This is a genomic window from Devosia sp. 67-54, assembly GCF_001899075.1.
In the GTDB taxonomy this organism is placed as follows: domain Bacteria; phylum Pseudomonadota; class Alphaproteobacteria; order Rhizobiales; family Devosiaceae; genus Devosia_A.
This window is the reverse complement of record NZ_MKVA01000011.1, coordinates 42,855-57,861: the sequence shown is the minus strand read 5'-3', so window position 1 is coordinate 57,861 and position 15,007 is coordinate 42,855. Positions and strand designations below refer to the sequence as shown.

Genomic DNA, 15,007 nt, shown 5'->3' with positions numbered 1-15,007 from the left:
ACTGAGAAAGCAATTCGCATGGCAGGAGTGATCCTCGACAAGATAGTCAAGTGCTACGGCGAAATCGAAACTGTTCACGGCATCGACCTGCAGATCGAGGAGGGCGAGTTCATCGTGCTTGTGGGGCCGTCAGGGTGTGGAAAATCCACGACCTTGCGCATGATCGCCGGCCTCGAGACGATCACAAGCGGCGAAATCCGGATTGGCGATCAGCGCGTGAACGAGCTGCAGCCCGGCGAGCGCGACATCGCCATGGTCTTTCAGAACTATGCGCTCTATCCGCACCTGTCGGTGGCCGACAACATCACCTTCGGCCTCAAGCTCAGGAGAACGCCGCGCGCCGAGATCGCAAAGCGGCTTCAGACGACCGCTGATATCCTCGAGATCACGCCGCTGCTCAAGCGCAAGCCGCGACAGCTTTCGGGCGGTCAGCGGCAACGTGTGGCGATGGGGCGCGCCATCATTCGAAACCCGCAGGTCTTTCTGTTCGATGAGCCGCTCTCGAACTTGGACGCCAAGCTTCGTGTGCAGATGCGCACCGAGATCAAGCAATTGCACGCAAGAATCCCGACGACGACAGTCTACGTCACCCACGACCAGGTCGAAGCGATGACGCTCGCCGATCGCGTGGTCGTCATGAACGACGGCCGGATCGAGCAGATTGCGGCACCGCAGGAATTGTATCTCAATCCGGCGAGCAAATTCGTCGGCGGGTTCATCGGCTCGCCCGGCATGAATTTCATCGGAGCGGAGCTCCGGCACACGGATGAAGGGACCGTTGCCGCGATCGGTGACAAAACGGTGATCTTGTCACCCGATCAAAATGGCCGAGGCGTGGCCTATGTCGGCAAGCGCGTATCGCTTGGCGTGCGGCCGGAGCACTTCGCCCTCGCCCAGGCTCATGGTCCGCGCGAGAACGTCTATGACGTGGTTCTCAAGATTGTGGAGCCACTGGGGGTTGAAACCCTGGTGCACTTTGAAATGGGGGGCGTAGACGTCGTCGCCCGTCTCGACCCGGATGAGCGCCTGAGCGTCGGACACACTGTTCCAATCTACCTCAACGCGAGCCGCGTTCTGCTTTTCGACGCCCAGTCGGGACATAGACTGCCTGAGCGCTGACCGCACCATGAATGTGCTGATAGCTTCGGAGCAAACTCGCTTAAAGAGCCTAAATATCGTTTTTGGATTGGCGTGGCGTAAGCTGGCCAAAAGCCACCCTGCGGGGTGGTTTTGCTTATCAGGCCCGATCACGCCGCGCTGGCCGCGGCCGCTGCCTCGATCCGCGCGAGGATCTGTCGCCGGGGTGGGCCGGGGAGATGAGCCTGCGTCGTCCGCGACGCTAGGTCGCCCGCAGCAGCGCGTCGATCTCTTCCATCAGCGCCAGCGGCGCGATCAGCTCTTCGCGGGACATCGGCGAGACGCCGGTGCGCAGCATGATGGCGATCCGGTCGACCACCGGCAGCATGTAGTCGTCGCCGAGCACGATCGGCCGGCGGAATGCGACGCCCCTGCCCGATATTTCGACGCCGAACTCGGCGTGGCCCGACGCGCCGGGCGGCTGGAAGCTCAGCGTCACGGCGGTGTCGCCGCAGCGATAGGCGATCGCCGGGTCGCCGGTCCGGCACCGCTTCACCTTGCGGAAGTGCGGGCCGAGCAATTCCTGCGCCAGCTCCACCGTGTGGATGGCGTAAAAGATCGCGCCGCCATAGTCGCTGTGGGGATGCCACGTGCCCCAGGCGTGCAGCTCCGTCGCGCCGTCGACGCCGGCGAGGCGGGCCTTGATGCGCCGGGTCTCGGCCTGCCAGCGCAGCGCGCTGCCCGACAGCAGCGCCACGCCCGCGCGCCCGGCCGCGTCCACGATCGCCTCGGCATCGCTGCGCGTGTTGGCCAGCGGCTTGTCGACGAAGACCGGCCGCGATGCCGCAAGGCAGGCGATCGCCGCATCGCGATGCAGCGCGCCGTCGCGGTGGCCGACGATCACCGCATCGACCTTGCCGAGCAAGTTCTCGACAGTCGGACAAACGACAAGGTCGCGGTCCAGGGCCTGCAGCTCGGCCATGCGCGCCTCGCGTCCACCCTGCAGCGCCGTGATGCGCAGGTCGGGGTGCCGGCCTTCGCGGTTGAGGTGGCGAATGAAGTCGTCGGCGTGGCTGCTGTCGAGGCCGATGAGGCCGATCCTGGTGCTCATGCGATGCCGGTATGCACTTGACGCTCACGGGGCGCCCTGACAGGATAGTCATAAGTCATCATATGTTCTTAGACAACCGCTAGCGTGCCGTACCGGCGCATTCGCGTCCATCAACAGGGGAAGAACGTCCATGACACGATCCATGCCACTCTCGCTACGCTTGACCCTTCTTTCGTCCGCCGCCCTGGCGGTCGTTGCGGCCGGCGCCATCGCGCCCGCCAGCGCCGCCGACAAGACGCAGGTGACGCTGCTCACCATCGGCTATCCCGACAAGGACACCATCGACGCCAATACCGGCGCCACCTCGCCGGGCATCGACAAGCTCGAAGCCGCCTTCGAGAAAGCCAACCCGGATATCGATCTCGTCATCACCAACATCGCCTGGGGCGACGGCGCCACGGGCTATACGCCCAAGACCGAGGCGATGGTGCAGGCCAACCAATCGTGCCTCTACGAGATGCCGGGGGCCGCGAGCTTCGCCAAGCGCGGGCTGCTGCAAAATCTCGACGAGCTGATCGCCAAGGACAAGGACTTCAAGAATGTCTGGGGCAAGCAGCTCGAAACCGACAAGGTGTGGGGGCCCGGCGGCCAGCACCTCTATTACATTCCCGACAACACCGGCGAGCGCGTGATCAACTGGGACGCCAAGCTGTTCGAGGATTACGGCGTCGAGCCGCTGAGCAAGAACCCGACCCTCGACGAGATCGCCGAGAAGGCCAAGAAGCTGACCGGCACCGATCCCAAGACCGGCGTCGAGACCTATGGCTACTGGTACCAGGGCAAATACACGGTGTGGCAGTTCCTCACCATCGCCCACGCCATGGGCGCCAATTGGGGTGGCGTCGACCAGACCGGCAAGATGACCATCAACTGGAATACGCCGGAATATCTCAAGGCGCTCAACTGGCTGGTCGACATGTCGAAATACGCGCCGCGCGGCGCGCTGGCGAGCGATTCGATGCCGGACGGCTTCCTCAGCGACGACAATGTGGTCGCCATCATTCCCGAGGGCGAGCAGGGCTATTTCATCCAGCCGCTGATCGCCAACCCGGATCTGCAGAAGCGCTTCCGCTCGTCGTTCAATCTGCGCGGCAGCGACGGGGTGGGGGGCCTGTCCACCATCACGCCGCTGGCGATGGCCGCGAGCTGCCCCAACAAGGACGCGGCCTGGACCGCCCTCAAATGGCTGGCGGGCGCGCCCGAGGCCCAGGCCTATTACTTCCAGGCGTCCGGCCGCCTGCCGACGGCTTCGACCGGCGCCGAGGCGGTGCCGGCCATCGCCAAATTCCCCGATGCCGAGGTGGTGCTGACGCAGCCGCAATTCGCCGAGGCGCCCTATCCCTGGGCCGCCAGCCAGCCGCGCTTCTCGCTGCAGAACGCCATCGAGGCGGCCATCGCCGGCACGGCCACCCCGGCCGACGCGCTTGCACAGGCGCAGAAGGAGACGGAAGATTGGCTGGCCAAGCAAGCCGGTTGACCGCCCATGACGCCAGAGTCGTCGCCGCCCTCCCGTGACTCCGGCGTCGTCGCACGCCTCCGGCGCGCCTTTCGGGGTGCGCTGGTCTGGTATGGCTTCGTGCTGCCGCCGCTGTTCCTGATCCTGGTGTTCATCGGCTACCCCACCGCCATTGCCTTCCAGCAGAGCATGTTCACCGAGGTGCCGGGCGGCGGGCAGAAATTTGCCGGCACCTATCATTTCGAGCGGCTGCTGGGCGACCCGGTGTTCTGGGGAGCGCTCGGCAACACCGTGCTGCTCGGGGTCGCCTTCCTCGTCATCATCATCCCGCTGTCGACCGTGCTCGCCTCGATGCTGAACCGGGTGCGGCGCGGGGCGACGCCGCTCAAGGTCATCTACTTTTTGCCGCAGCTCACCTCGTCGGTCGCCATCGCCATCCTGTTCCACTACGTCTTCCAGCCGGACTGGGGGCTGCTCAACGGCACGCTGCGCCTGCTCGGCGTCAATCCGCTGCCGCTGTGGCTGGCCGAGCCGCGCTACACCCTCACCGGCTCGCGCGCTGCCGCCACCATCCTCGCCGTCTGGGCGGGGCTGGGCTATTTCATCATCGTCGTCCTCGCCGGCCTGCAATCGATCCCCAACGACCTCTACGACGCCGCCGCCATCGACGGCGCCTCGCCGGTGCAGTCATGGTGGTACGTGACGCTGCCGAGCCTGCGGCCCACCTTCATCTTCCTCATCATCACCGGCACCATCGACCAACTCGCCCGCTTCTCGGACCTGTGGACGCTGGGGGGACCGGGTGGCTCGCCGGCGCGCTCGCTGCAGTCGATCGTCATGTACATCTTCCAGCAGGGGTTCGTGGGCAGCGACTTCTCGCTCTCGGCGGCGGCGGCGGTGGTGTTCTTCGTCATCGTGCTGATCGTCACCAGCATCGCCTTCTGGGGCTTCCTGCGCCGCGAATTTTCGGCGGTGCGCTGATGGAGCGGCGGCTCGATCCGGCTTCCAGGGTTGCGCCCCGCCGCCCGCGCCTGCTGCCGCACGACTGGCGCGGCCAGGCCGGCATGAGCATCGTGCTGTGGATCGGGGCCTTCTTCATGGTGATCCCGTTCGTGTGGATGCTCACCACCTCGCTCAGCCGCAAGGCGGACGTGTCGATGCCGCGCACGCCAAGCCTGTGGCCGCCCGATCCGAGCCTGTTCAACTACATGATCGCCACCGACAAGCTGCCGATCCTGAGGCTCTATCTCAACAGCCTGATCGTCGTGGGCGCCAGCACGGCGGGCTATCTGTTCTTCTGCTCGCTGGCCGGCTACGCCTTCGCCAAGGGCCGCTTTCCGTTCAAATCGACGCTGTTCATCCTGTTTCTCGCGACGCTGTTCATCCCGTTCGAGACGCGGATGATTCCGCTCTATCTGTTCATGGTGCAGGTGCACCTCACCAACACCTATCTGGCGCTGATCCTGCCCTTCCTCGCCGGCGGCTTCGGCACGTTCCTCATGCGCCAGACCATCGCCAACATCCCCGACGAACTGGTGGATGCGGCACGCGTCGACGGCGCCTCCGAGTTCCGCATCTTCTGGACCATCATCCTGCCGCTCTGCCGGCCGACGCTGGCGACGCTGGCCATCCTCAACGTCATCTGGCGCTGGAACGACGTGCTCTGGCCGCTGCTGGTGACCTCCGACACCGACATGTACACGGTGACGCAGGGCCTCGCCCTCGAGGGCCACTCGCAGGGCACCTATACCGGCGTGGCGCTAGCGACCGCCGTGCTCGCCATCGGCCCGGTGGTCGTCGCCTATCTGTTCCTGCAGCGCTATGTCATCCGCAGCGTGGTTTCGAGCGGCGTCAAAGGCTAGATGCCGGTGGATAGCCTGCGGGCCGCCGGCGCGCGGCATGGAACAGCCCGGCGCCGCCGTCTATCCTCGGCCCTGCCGCGCACCAAGAGAGACCCAATGGCTCTGACCCGGACCCGCCCGCTGCTTCCCGACGTCGTCCGCTCGGAGCTGCGCCGCGCCATCATCGAGGGCGAGTTTCCGCCCGGCTCGAAGCTGCCCAACGAAGGCGCCCTGTGCGAGCGCTTCGCGGTGAGCCGCATCACCCTGCGCGAGGCCGTGCGCGGGCTGATGGAAGATGGCTATGTGGTGCGCCGGCAGGGCGCCGGCACGTTCGTCACCTCGGGCCCGACGCTGCGCAACTCGCTCGACACCAATTTCAGCTACACCGAATATCTGCAATCGACCGGCATCAAGGTGAGCAAGAAGGTGCTCGAGGCGGTGCGTATGCCGGGCGAGGCCGAGGTGCTGGCCGATCTCGACCTTGCACCGCATACCGAGGTGGTGACGGTGCGGCGCGTGCGCATCGCCGGCAGGAAGCCCGCGATCTTCTCCATCGACAGCCTGCCGGCCGACATCGTCGACGCCAAGGCCGATCTCAAGGCGTTCAGCGGCTCGCTCTACAGATTGCTGTCGGCGCGCGGGCACAGCGTCGATCACGCGCGTGCCGTGGTGACGCCGACGCTGGCCACGGCCGAGCAGGCGACCATCCTCGACGTCCCCAGGGGCACGCCGCTGCAGCACGTCAAGCAGGTGGACTACGACACCGCCGGCCGGCCGGTGATGCGCTCGCTGGAGTGGCACGTGCCGTCGGTCATCGAGCTCAGGGTGTATCGCCGCGGGCCGGGGCCGGTGCCGCATTGAGCGGGCCGTGCCGGGGCATGGACATCGGGCGTCCGTCGCGCTACTCGTAAGTCATCATACGATCTGAGATCAGCCCATGTCTCCTCTCGCTCCGCCACGCCGGTTGGTCGAAAACCTCGCCTGGTGCTGGTGGACGCGGCCGCGCGCCAGCCGCATCGGCAATTCGGTGTTCTTGGGCGGCATCGAATCGGGCGGCGGCATCGTCGCGGCGCGGCTCGATCTTGCGACCGGGCAGGTCGAGCGGCAGACGCTGGCGCAGTTCGAGGACGACGACCACAACAATCCGGCGCTGCTGGCGGCCGAGGGCAGGCCGCTGATCTGCTTCTACTCGCGGCACGACGCGGAGGAGGGGCTGCGCTATCGCATCTCCACCGCGCCGCTGTCGGTCGCCGACTGGCACCCCGAGCAGATCCTCAGCTTCTGGGGTTCGACCACCTATGCCGAGGTGCATGTCGCCGGCGGCGAGATCCATCTGTTCACCCGGGTCGACGAAACCCGCTGGGGCTGGCGCATGTCCGCCGACTGGGGCGAGAGCTGGAGCGAGCCGCGCGACCTTTTCGCCTTCGACACCGACCAGCAGGTCTATATGGGCAGCGCGCTGCTCGGCGACGGCCACACGCTGCGCATCGGCGTCTCGGGCCATCCCAAGGAGTACGAGAAAAAGCCGCTGCACGACGTCTGGGCCTGTCTCGTCGATCTGCGCAGCGGCGAGGTGCGCACGCCGGCCGGCCACGTCCTCGGCAACCTCCGCACCGGCGCCGGCCTGCCGCTCAACTACACCGCGCTGGAGCTGGTGCAGAAGACGCCCGTTGATCGCACCGTGAACCTGCTCGACGTAAGCTCGGGCCCGGTGTTCGAGATCGCCTTCGTCTCCAAGATCAGGGACGATCATTCGACCCGCGATGCGCAGTACCACGTCGCATCGTGGCGCGACGGCACATGGCACATCGAGACGGTGGCGCCGGCCGGCCGCAAGTTCGGCTATATCGACGCCGGGCTCTATGTCGGCGGCATGGCCTTTCCCGAACAGTCGCCCGACGGCGTCGTCTACCTCACGCGCGAGTCGCAGGGCCTGTGGCATCTCGAGGAGTGGCGGCGGCAGGCAAGCGGCCAGTGGACCGGGCGCGACCTGGTGACGCCCGGACATGTGCGCCTCACCCGCCCGTGGCCCGTGACGCCGCCGTCTCGCGATCTCGCCGTGGTGGCGCTCGAGCTCGAGCGCTACGCCGACGACAGCTACTACGACACGCTGTCGCATCTCGTCGGCGCCGCGACGGGGAAGCCGGAATGATCGGCCTCGGCATCGTCGGCTGCGGCTGGGCCGCGGGCGAGATCGTCCGCGCGAGTGCCGGGCTCGCCGGCCTCAGGATCGCGTCGGCGTTCGATACCGACCGCGCCCGCGCCGAAGCTCTCGCTGCGGAAGCCGGCGCAACGGTCGCCGCCGATGTCGAGGCGATGCTGCGCGATCCGACGATCGGCGCGATCTATGCCGGCCTGCCGCATGCGCTGCTGCCCGACGTGGTGCAGCGGGCGCTCGAGGCGGGCAGGCACGTGCTGAGCGAGAAGCCGCTGGCGCTGACGCCCGAGGCGGCGAGCCGACTCGGGACGCTGGCCGACGCACGGGGCCGCAAGCTCGCGGTGTTCTTCGAGCTGCGCCGCGCCGGTACGGTGCAGGCGGCGCGCCGGTTGGTGCAGGAGGGCCGCATCGGCGAAATCCGCCTCGTGCGCTTCCGCACCCTCATCGACAAGCGCCGCGACTATTGGGGGGCACCCGGCCATCTCAACTGGCGCGCCAGCAAGGCCATGGCCGGCGGCGGGGTGGTGATGATGAATGCGATCCACCAGCTCGACACCGTCCGCTACGTCACCGGTCTCGACTACGTCTCGGTCATGGGCAGCATCGCGACCTTCGCCGTCCCGGCCGGGGTCGAGGTCGAGGACAGTGCGAGCGCCACCATCGGCCTCGCCAATGGCGGCCTCGCGAGCCTTGTCGCCAGTGCGCATGCGCCCGGCGCCGTGCGCGCCGAAACCATCGAGATCGACGGCTCGTGCGGCCGCCTCGACCTGCCCGACCCCTTCGGCGAGCAGCCGCTGCGGCTCTATGCCGATAACCGCTGGACCGATATTCCAGTCGAGCGCCCGGACAGCCATCGGCTCATGCTCGAGGCCTTCGTCGAAGCCATTGCGACAGACGGTCCGGTGCCCGCGGGCGCTGCCGATGCCGCCGCGGCGCTGTTCGTGGTCGACGGGCTCTACCGCTCCGCCGCCACCGGCCGGCTGGTCCAGAGCGGCGCCAGCGCCTCGAACGTCTCGCGGTAGTGCGCATAGGCTTCGGCGTAGGCTGGCGCGTCGCGACCGGGCTCGTATCGCTGTGTCGGCAGGTGCAGCGCCGTGCTGGCACTGGCTATGTCGCGGAACTTCTTCGCGGCCACCGCCGCAAGCACGCCTGCCCCCAGCGCCGATGCGTCGACTTCGCCGAGCGCCACGATCCGGCGGCCGGCAATGTCGGCCCGCATCTGGCACCACACGCCGCTCTTCGCGCCGCCGCCGACGATGCGGATTGCGTCGGTCGCCACGCCCAGCGCCACCAGCCGGTCGATCACGTCGCGCATGGCGAAGGCGGTGCCCTCCAGCACGGCCCGCGCCATATGCGCCCGGCCGTGCGCCGCCGTGAGCCCGACAAAGCTGCCGCGCGCCGTGGCGATCCAGCGCGGCGCCATCGCGCCGCTCAGCGCCGGGATGAACACCAGCCCGTCGCACCCCGCCGGCGCCTCCGCCGCCAGTGCGCCGAACGCCGCGTCGCTCTCGGCCCTGAGCAGCTCCGCCGCCCAGCGCACTGCCCCGCCCGACAGCCAGCCGGGATTGCCCAGGCAATAGAAGCCGCCGGGAAAGGCATGCGTCTCGACCAGCATCTGCGGGTCGATCACCGGCCGGCCGTGCAGCGCGCCCACCGCCTCCGACGTGCCGAGCGAGACGCTCACCGTGCCCGGCGCTGCGATGCCCGCGCCGAGCAGATTGGCGAAATCGTCGCCGGTCCCCACCGCGACCGGCGTTCCCGGCCGCAATCCCGTGAGCTCGGCGCCGCGCGCGCTGAGCCGGCCGGCGATATCAGCTTCGGTGCCCAGCGTCGGCATCGTCCCGCGGTCGATGCCGAACAGCGCCAGCAGATCGTCGCTCCACTCGCCCGCCGCGAGATCGAGCAGCATCGTGGTCGAGGCAAGAGAAAGCGACATCACGCGGGCTCCGGTCAGCGCCGCAACAAGGTAGCTCACCGGCTGGTGCCAGGTGGCGGCGGCGCATTGCTCGTGCCGCAGCCAGGCGATCTTGGCCGCCATGTGCGTCGCATCGAGCACCAGCCCGCAGCGTGCATGCACGATCCCGGCATCGATCCCGGCGAGCAGGGGCGTTGCGCGCCGGTCCATCCAGAGCAGGGCCGGGCCGAGCGCCTTCCCCGCCGCATCGGTCGGCACGCAGCCGTCGAGCTGGCCGCTGATGGCGATCGCCTCGATCTGCTGCGGTCCGCAGCTGGCCTCGTCCAGCGCCGCGGCGATCGCCGGCCGCAGCGCCGCCAGCCAGTCCCGCGTGTCCTGCTCGGCCCAGCCGGGCCGCGGCAGGCGTGGGCGATACGCGGCGGCGCCGCTGCCGCGCACGCGCAAATCGTCAGCCAGCACCAGCGCCTTGAGGCTCTGGGTGCCGAGGTCGAGCCCGAGCAGAGCCATGCCGGAACCTCACACCGTGGCGCAATCGGCGATCACGTCGCCGAGCTGCGACAGTATCGAGCCTTTGCGCGGGCTGTAAGAGCCGTCGAACACGGCCGTGCCGATGGTGAAGGCATCGCCGCCCGCCGCCGCCACGTCGGCGATGCGCTGGCGCGAGGCGATGGAGCCGGCGACGATCAGATAGCCCGCCTTGCCGAGCCCCCGGCGCGCGGCCCGCACCAAATCGAGCGGGTCGGCCTCGGTGGCGCGATAGGCGAGGAGGTCGCAGCCGCCGCAGCCTTCGGCCATGAATTTCTCGCAATGCGCGGCGACGTCGCCCGGCTGCCCTCCCAGCTTCGTCGGATGTCCCCCGGGAAAGCCCGGGAACGGATAATAGATCGTGGACGTGCCGGCGATGATCCGTTTGACCGCGGCCACGTCGGTGCCACCGAGCAGCCGGTCGATGCCGAGCGTCTTGGCCGCCGCGGCCGAGCGCAGGCAGGCCTCCGGCGTCTCCGACACCACCTCCATGTAGGAGAGGGCGCCGCCCCGGCGGATGCGCTCGGTAAGTTTCACCAGCACCTCGAATTCGACGCCCACGTCCTTGAAGCCGATGTGCTTGAGCCCGAGCGGCAGGATCTCGTCGAGCACCACGAGACAGTCCTCCACCGTCCTGTCGCCGCGGGTCAGCATGAAGATGAAGTCCATCGCGGGGCCTCCGTAGGTCAGAGCGAAGCGAGCATCGGCGCCAGCCGGCCGTTGGCCGCGGCGAGGTCGAGCACGGTGAAGCGGCAGCAGCGATCGGCATAGCGGCCGTCGAGCAGCGCCTGCAGCCGGTCCGGCGCGGCGATGCGCTGCGATGTCGGAGACAAGATCGTGGCGTCGGTCGGCAAGTCCGGCTCAGTGATAAGACGTAATATGACTTGTTAGCGAGTTTCCGGCCGCGTTGCAATGGCCGGCGGCGTCGTTCGCCGTCGAGGCGACGGGTGTCCCGTATCGGCGCGTCGAGCTTCGGTGCACGGATGGAGATGCGGGGAGGTCGGGAAATGCTGGAGTCTCTGGCCGAGTCGAGACCCTGGACCGGCTGCAGCGAGCCGTCTTGGAGCTGGTGACGCTTACACGCTTGCCTTGATCTCGCGCTCAATGTTCACGACGCCGGGCGAGGATGATCGCCGCTCGGGGCCGGCGTGGAGGGAAAGGTCAGAACCGGCTGGGCCGATATGGCGCAAGATCGATCGGCGAGGGGCGGCCCGATACCAGTTCGGCGACGACGACCGCGGTAAAAGGCGCCGCCGTCATGCCCACATGCTGGTGGCCGAACGCATGGATGACGTCGGGCGAACGGCGCGACCGTCCCAGCACCGGCAAAGAGTCCGGCAGGCTCGGGCGATGCCCCATCCATCGCGTGACGTTGCCATGCGCGGCGCCTTCGGCAAGCGCGGGATAAAGCCCGCCGATGCGCTTGCGCAAAATATCGGCGCGCCGCCAGTCCGGCGGCAGCTCCAGCCCGGCGAGCTCGACCGTGCCGGCGACGCGCACCCCCATCTCCATCGGCGTTGCCACCATCTTGGCCTCGGAGTCCGTCGTTGGCACGCGGGGCTGCACGGCAGGATCGGCGATCACGACGTGATAGCCGCGCTCGGTCTCGAGCGGCACCCGATCGCCCGCCGCAGCGGCCAGCGGTTTCGAGTGCGCGCCAGCAGCAATGACCGCGACCTCCGCCGCAACCTCTCCGGCATCGGTGACGACGGCCTCGAGCCGGTTGCCCGCGAAGCGAAAATCCCGCGCAACGGCTCGCACCAGCACGCCGCCGGCGGCGTGCACCGAGGCGGCGATGGCCTTGACCAGCGCTCCCGGATTGACGGTGTGCCCATTGCCCGGAACGTACTTTCCGAACTTCACGTCGAGGCTGAGATTGGGGTCGAAATCGTGCAAGGCAGCTTCGTCGAGATCCTCCCATTCGATGCCGTGTGCACGCCGTATGGCCCAGTTGCGCGCGTCGGACTCGACGCTGCGCGCCGTGCGATAGACGATGAGAATGCCGTCGCGACGCACCAGATGCCGGGCCCCGGCATCGGCGACGACAGGCATCAGCGCCTCGAGGCTCGGCGCCAGCAGCGCGTGCAACGCGTCGGCCTGAGCGGCGATCCGGCCCGGCGTTCCAGCCAGGCCATAGCGGATGAGCCAGGGCAGGATCGGCAGCGCGTAGCGCCAGCGGATGGAGAGCGGCCCGAGCGGGTCGGTGAGATAGCCCGGCACCTGCTTAAACGTGTCGGGCCCGGCAATGGGGACCACCGAGGACGGATTGAAACATCCGGCATTGCCGAACGAGGCGCCCTCGCCTGGCTCCCGCGGGTCGACAAGCGTCACGCTGTGCCCGGCGCGTTGCAGATAGCGCGCGGTCATCACGCCGACCATGCCGCAGCCGATGACGGCTACCTTCTTCGGGCCTTCGGTCATGACGGTCGTCCTTCCGGCAAGCTCGCGCCTACACGATGCCGTTGATCAGCGTGTCGTCGCCAGCCCACAGCCTGTCGAGATTGGCCTGAAGGATGCGCGCAACGTTGGCTTCGTAGCGGCGGGTCTCGCCGGCGGTATGGGGCGTGACGATGACGTTGGGCATGCCCCATAGAGGAGAGCTCGCCGGCAACGGTTCCTCGGCAACCGTATCGAGCGCCGCGCCGGCGAGCGTGCCCGCCTCGAGCGCCGCGATCAGCGCCGGCTCATCGACGCAGCCACCGCGTGCCGTGTTCACGAGCCACGCGGACGGCTTGAACCGTGCCAGCGCCGCCGCGTCGATGAGGCCGCGGGTTTCGTCGGTCAGCGGGCAGTTGAGCACGACATAGTCGGCACGCGGCAACAGCGCCGGCAGGTCGCGGAAGGAATGCACTTCGTCGGCATGCCCCGGCTCGTCCAGACGATTGCGGCGGACGCCGATCACCGTCATGTCGAAGGCCTTGGCCAGCTTCGCCACCCGGCCGCCGATCCGCCCGAGCCCGACGACCAGGATGGTCTTGCCGGCCAGCTCGTCCTCGCGCAGCGCGTGGTCGCTCTGCATCGGCCGCCACAGCCTCTTGACCTGGTTGTCGCGCGCCTCCGGCAGGCGCCGCGCGATGGCGAGAACGAGCGCCATGGCATGATCGGAGACGGCGTTGACGTTGACCCCATGCGCGCTGGCAAGCCGCACCTTCGCCGCGGCCAACGCGGCGCGGTCGTACTGGTCCGTGCCGGCGCTGATCGACTGGATGAATTTGAGGCGATGGTCCCGCGCAAGGAACTGGTTGCGCCAGAAGCCGGAGCAGACGACGACATCGGCCGCGCCGACCTGCGCCTCGAAAGCCGGAAATGTGTCAACTTCGAGCGTGCGCACGCCGCTGCCGAGCGCATCGAAGGCTGCCTTAACCCGATACGCGGGATGGCCGAAAAGGATGGTAAGCTGATCACGGGAGGGCAGGGTCAAGGGGCGATCCTCGGCGACGGGGTGACGGAAAAGACAATGCTCGCGGGGTTACCCGAAGCAGGTGTGCAGCACGGCTGTCAGCTTGCCCCTCTCGTTCAGGGCGTAGATGGCGCCGTGCTTGTCGAGCGTGGTGCAGGGATGGCGGACGCCGAATTCGATGACGTCGCCCACCTCCAATCCGGCACCGCGCGCGGTGACAAAGGCGTGCTGGTCGTTGAGCCTGTCGACGCTGGCGGTGCCGCGCAGGTCGCTGGCGGGCCGGCCGCCACGCCAGGCCGTGAGCGGGACGGGCAAGCCTTGATCGTGCGCCACATCGCGCATGCCGATGCCGCAGATCGCGGTGCCGTCGCTCCTCAGCGACAGGACCTCGCCCCAAAGGCGCAGCGTCGGCTGAAACGACGTTTCGATCCTTGCGTTCCAGTCGGGGCCCAGCAAGCGGCGGGCGGCCAGCTCCTCGAGCCGCTCGCGCACCGGCCCGTGATCGCAGAAGAAGCAGGCGCCGCTGCGCAGCAGCAACAGCGTCCCGCCATCGGCCGCGGCCAGCGGACCGCATCGCGTCAGGACGTGATCGAACAGGCTCGAGCCGCCGGCACTGAGCAGCAGGGCGCGCTCCGGCACCGCCGTCCGCACGGCCGCAAGTGCCGTCTCGATCCGGCCAAAAAGCGCGTCCAGCTCACGGGCCGTCGCGGCGGCGTCCGGGCGCCGCGCCGTTCCCTCATAGGCGGCGACGCCGGCGAGCGCGAGGCGGGGGTCGCCGCTGCCGGCAATCGCGGCAATCACGTCCTCGACCTCGTCCTGCGACTCGGTGCCGCCGCGGCCGCACCCCACCTCGACGAGAAGGTGCAGCGGTGGCAGCGCCTCGTCCTCGGCCCAGGCGGCCGCAAGATCGGCGACGCCGCGCGGCGAGTCGACGAACAGCGTGAGTTCGGCGTCCGCGTGCTGCCCGAGCAGCGCTGCGAGCCGGCCGGCCGCCGCGCGGCCGCCGATTTCGTTGGCAAGCAGCAACCGCCGCAGCCCGCTCCGCAGCATGACGCCGGCCTGGCGCAAATCGGCGACCGAGACGCCCCAGGCGCCTGCGGCGAGCAGCATCCGCGCGATGTCGGGCGCCATCGGCGTCTTGATATGGGGGGCAATGGCCGCGCCGTGCGCCTGGCAGAGCGCGAGCATCGTCGACACATTGGCCTCGAACGTGGGCAGGTCGAGGGAGAGCAGCGGCAAATTGAGATGGCCGTCCGCCGGATGCCACCCCGTCGCGGCCAGATCGCCGGTGGTACGCAAGCCCGCGTCCGGAGGCACCCCCTTCCAGTCGGGGTCGAGCGGGACCTGAGTGCGGGTGACAGGCATGAAACCTCTGCAAAGACCTGATCAGTCTTTGCAGAGATGTGATCACTCGTCAACAGAGAGTTCTGCACACCCTGATCTTGAGGTGACGCAAAGGCAGGCGTAGCATAACCACAGCCATGGATACCGGCGCTAAGCCGCACCCTCGATGGTGATACTATC

General features: G+C 68.3%; 14 protein-coding genes. 7 read left to right on the top strand and 7 right to left on the bottom strand.

Annotated elements, in window-relative coordinates; translation table 11 throughout:
- Positions 1-18 precede the first annotated feature (18 nt).
- Positions 19-1,119 (top strand): sn-glycerol-3-phosphate ABC transporter ATP-binding protein UgpC, encoded by a 1,101-nt coding sequence (ugpC, locus tag BGO82_RS17060; protein WP_291306825.1) that lies wholly within the window; start codon positions 19-21, stop codon positions 1,117-1,119.
- Positions 1,120-1,339: 220 nt separating this feature from the next.
- Here ugpC and BGO82_RS17055 read toward each other — a convergent pair whose 3' ends face one another.
- A complete protein-coding gene (locus tag BGO82_RS17055) occupies positions 1,340-2,188 on the bottom strand; it encodes a Gfo/Idh/MocA family oxidoreductase (protein ID WP_291306824.1) in 849 nt (282 codons plus the stop codon).
- A 160-nt stretch (positions 2,189-2,348) separates the two neighbouring features.
- Between BGO82_RS17055 and BGO82_RS17050 the strand changes: the two genes are divergently transcribed.
- From BGO82_RS17050 to BGO82_RS17025, 6 genes are all read left to right on the top strand, one after another.
- Positions 2,349-3,665: an extracellular solute-binding protein gene (locus tag BGO82_RS17050; RefSeq protein WP_291306823.1), complete on the top strand. Its 1,317-nt coding sequence runs from the start codon at positions 2,349-2,351 to the stop codon at positions 3,663-3,665.
- Positions 3,666-3,671: 6 nt separating this feature from the next.
- Complete coding sequence (locus BGO82_RS17045; protein ID WP_291306822.1) at positions 3,672-4,625, top strand: sugar ABC transporter permease; 954 nt, start codon at positions 3,672-3,674, stop codon at positions 4,623-4,625.
- The gene (locus BGO82_RS17040; protein ID WP_291306821.1) at positions 4,625-5,506 is read left to right on the top strand and encodes a carbohydrate ABC transporter permease; all 882 of its coding nucleotides are present in this window, start codon (positions 4,625-4,627) and stop codon (positions 5,504-5,506) included. The genes BGO82_RS17045 and BGO82_RS17040 overlap by 1 nt, the downstream gene beginning before the upstream one ends.
- 96 nt (positions 5,507-5,602) lie before the next feature.
- Positions 5,603-6,346, top strand: coding sequence for a GntR family transcriptional regulator (locus BGO82_RS17035; RefSeq protein ID WP_291306820.1), 744 nt, complete (start codon positions 5,603-5,605; stop codon positions 6,344-6,346).
- 76 nt (positions 6,347-6,422) lie between these two features.
- Complete coding sequence (locus BGO82_RS17030; RefSeq protein WP_291306819.1) at positions 6,423-7,637, top strand: BNR-4 repeat-containing protein; 1,215 nt, start codon at positions 6,423-6,425, stop codon at positions 7,635-7,637.
- The gene (locus BGO82_RS17025) at positions 7,634-8,665 is read left to right on the top strand and encodes a Gfo/Idh/MocA family oxidoreductase (RefSeq protein ID WP_291306818.1); all 1,032 of its coding nucleotides are present in this window, start codon (positions 7,634-7,636) and stop codon (positions 8,663-8,665) included. Before BGO82_RS17030 ends, BGO82_RS17025 begins: the two co-directional genes overlap by 4 nt.
- Here the strand turns inward: BGO82_RS17025 and BGO82_RS17020 are convergent.
- The 6 genes from BGO82_RS17020 to BGO82_RS16995 form a co-directional block, all read right to left on the bottom strand.
- The gene (locus BGO82_RS17020; RefSeq protein ID WP_291306817.1) at positions 8,599-10,065 is read right to left on the bottom strand and encodes an FGGY family carbohydrate kinase; all 1,467 of its coding nucleotides are present in this window, start codon (positions 10,063-10,065) and stop codon (positions 8,599-8,601) included. The genes BGO82_RS17025 and BGO82_RS17020 overlap by 67 nt on opposite strands.
- Positions 10,066-10,074: 9 nt before the next feature.
- On the bottom strand, positions 10,075-10,752 hold the full coding sequence (locus tag BGO82_RS17015; protein WP_291306816.1) for a 4-hydroxythreonine-4-phosphate dehydrogenase: 678 nt from the start codon (positions 10,750-10,752) through the stop codon (positions 10,075-10,077).
- A gap of 17 nt (positions 10,753-10,769) precedes the next feature.
- On the bottom strand, positions 10,770-10,937 hold the full coding sequence (locus tag BGO82_RS17010) for a hypothetical protein (RefSeq protein ID WP_291306815.1): 168 nt from the start codon (positions 10,935-10,937) through the stop codon (positions 10,770-10,772).
- Between the two features lie 307 nt (positions 10,938-11,244).
- The gene (locus BGO82_RS17005; RefSeq protein ID WP_291306814.1) at positions 11,245-12,504 is read right to left on the bottom strand and encodes an FAD-dependent oxidoreductase; all 1,260 of its coding nucleotides are present in this window, start codon (positions 12,502-12,504) and stop codon (positions 11,245-11,247) included.
- A 28-nt stretch (positions 12,505-12,532) separates the two neighbouring features.
- Complete coding sequence (locus BGO82_RS17000) at positions 12,533-13,504, bottom strand: D-2-hydroxyacid dehydrogenase (protein WP_291306813.1); 972 nt, start codon at positions 13,502-13,504, stop codon at positions 12,533-12,535.
- 48 nt (positions 13,505-13,552) lie between these two features.
- Positions 13,553-14,848 (bottom strand): alanine racemase, encoded by a 1,296-nt coding sequence (locus BGO82_RS16995; protein WP_291306812.1) that lies wholly within the window; start codon positions 14,846-14,848, stop codon positions 13,553-13,555.
- Positions 14,849-15,007: the final 159 nt, after the last annotated feature.

Bases quoted from the DNA above. Each gene is read 5' to 3' on its own strand.
- BGO82_RS17020 (WP_291306817.1), bottom strand. From the start codon at position 10,065: ATGGCTCTGCTCGGGCTCGACCTCGGCACCCAGAGCCTCAAGGCGCTG.
- BGO82_RS16995 (WP_291306812.1), bottom strand. From the start codon at position 14,848: ATGCCTGTCACCCGCACTCAGGTCCCGCTCGACCCCGACTGGAAGGGG.
- BGO82_RS17030 (WP_291306819.1), top strand. From the start codon at position 6,423: ATGTCTCCTCTCGCTCCGCCACGCCGGTTGGTCGAAAACCTCGCCTGG.
- BGO82_RS17025 (WP_291306818.1), top strand. From the start codon at position 7,634: ATGATCGGCCTCGGCATCGTCGGCTGCGGCTGGGCCGCGGGCGAGATC.
- BGO82_RS17015 (WP_291306816.1), bottom strand. From the start codon at position 10,752: ATGGACTTCATCTTCATGCTGACCCGCGGCGACAGGACGGTGGAGGAC.
- BGO82_RS17045 (WP_291306822.1), top strand. From the start codon at position 3,672: ATGACGCCAGAGTCGTCGCCGCCCTCCCGTGACTCCGGCGTCGTCGCA.
- BGO82_RS17055 (WP_291306824.1), bottom strand. From the start codon at position 2,188: ATGAGCACCAGGATCGGCCTCATCGGCCTCGACAGCAGCCACGCCGAC.
- BGO82_RS17035 (WP_291306820.1), top strand. From the start codon at position 5,603: ATGGCTCTGACCCGGACCCGCCCGCTGCTTCCCGACGTCGTCCGCTCG.
- BGO82_RS17040 (WP_291306821.1), top strand. From the start codon at position 4,625: ATGGAGCGGCGGCTCGATCCGGCTTCCAGGGTTGCGCCCCGCCGCCCG.
- ugpC (WP_291306825.1), top strand. From the start codon at position 19: ATGGCAGGAGTGATCCTCGACAAGATAGTCAAGTGCTACGGCGAAATC.
- BGO82_RS17005 (WP_291306814.1), bottom strand. From the start codon at position 12,504: ATGACCGAAGGCCCGAAGAAGGTAGCCGTCATCGGCTGCGGCATGGTC.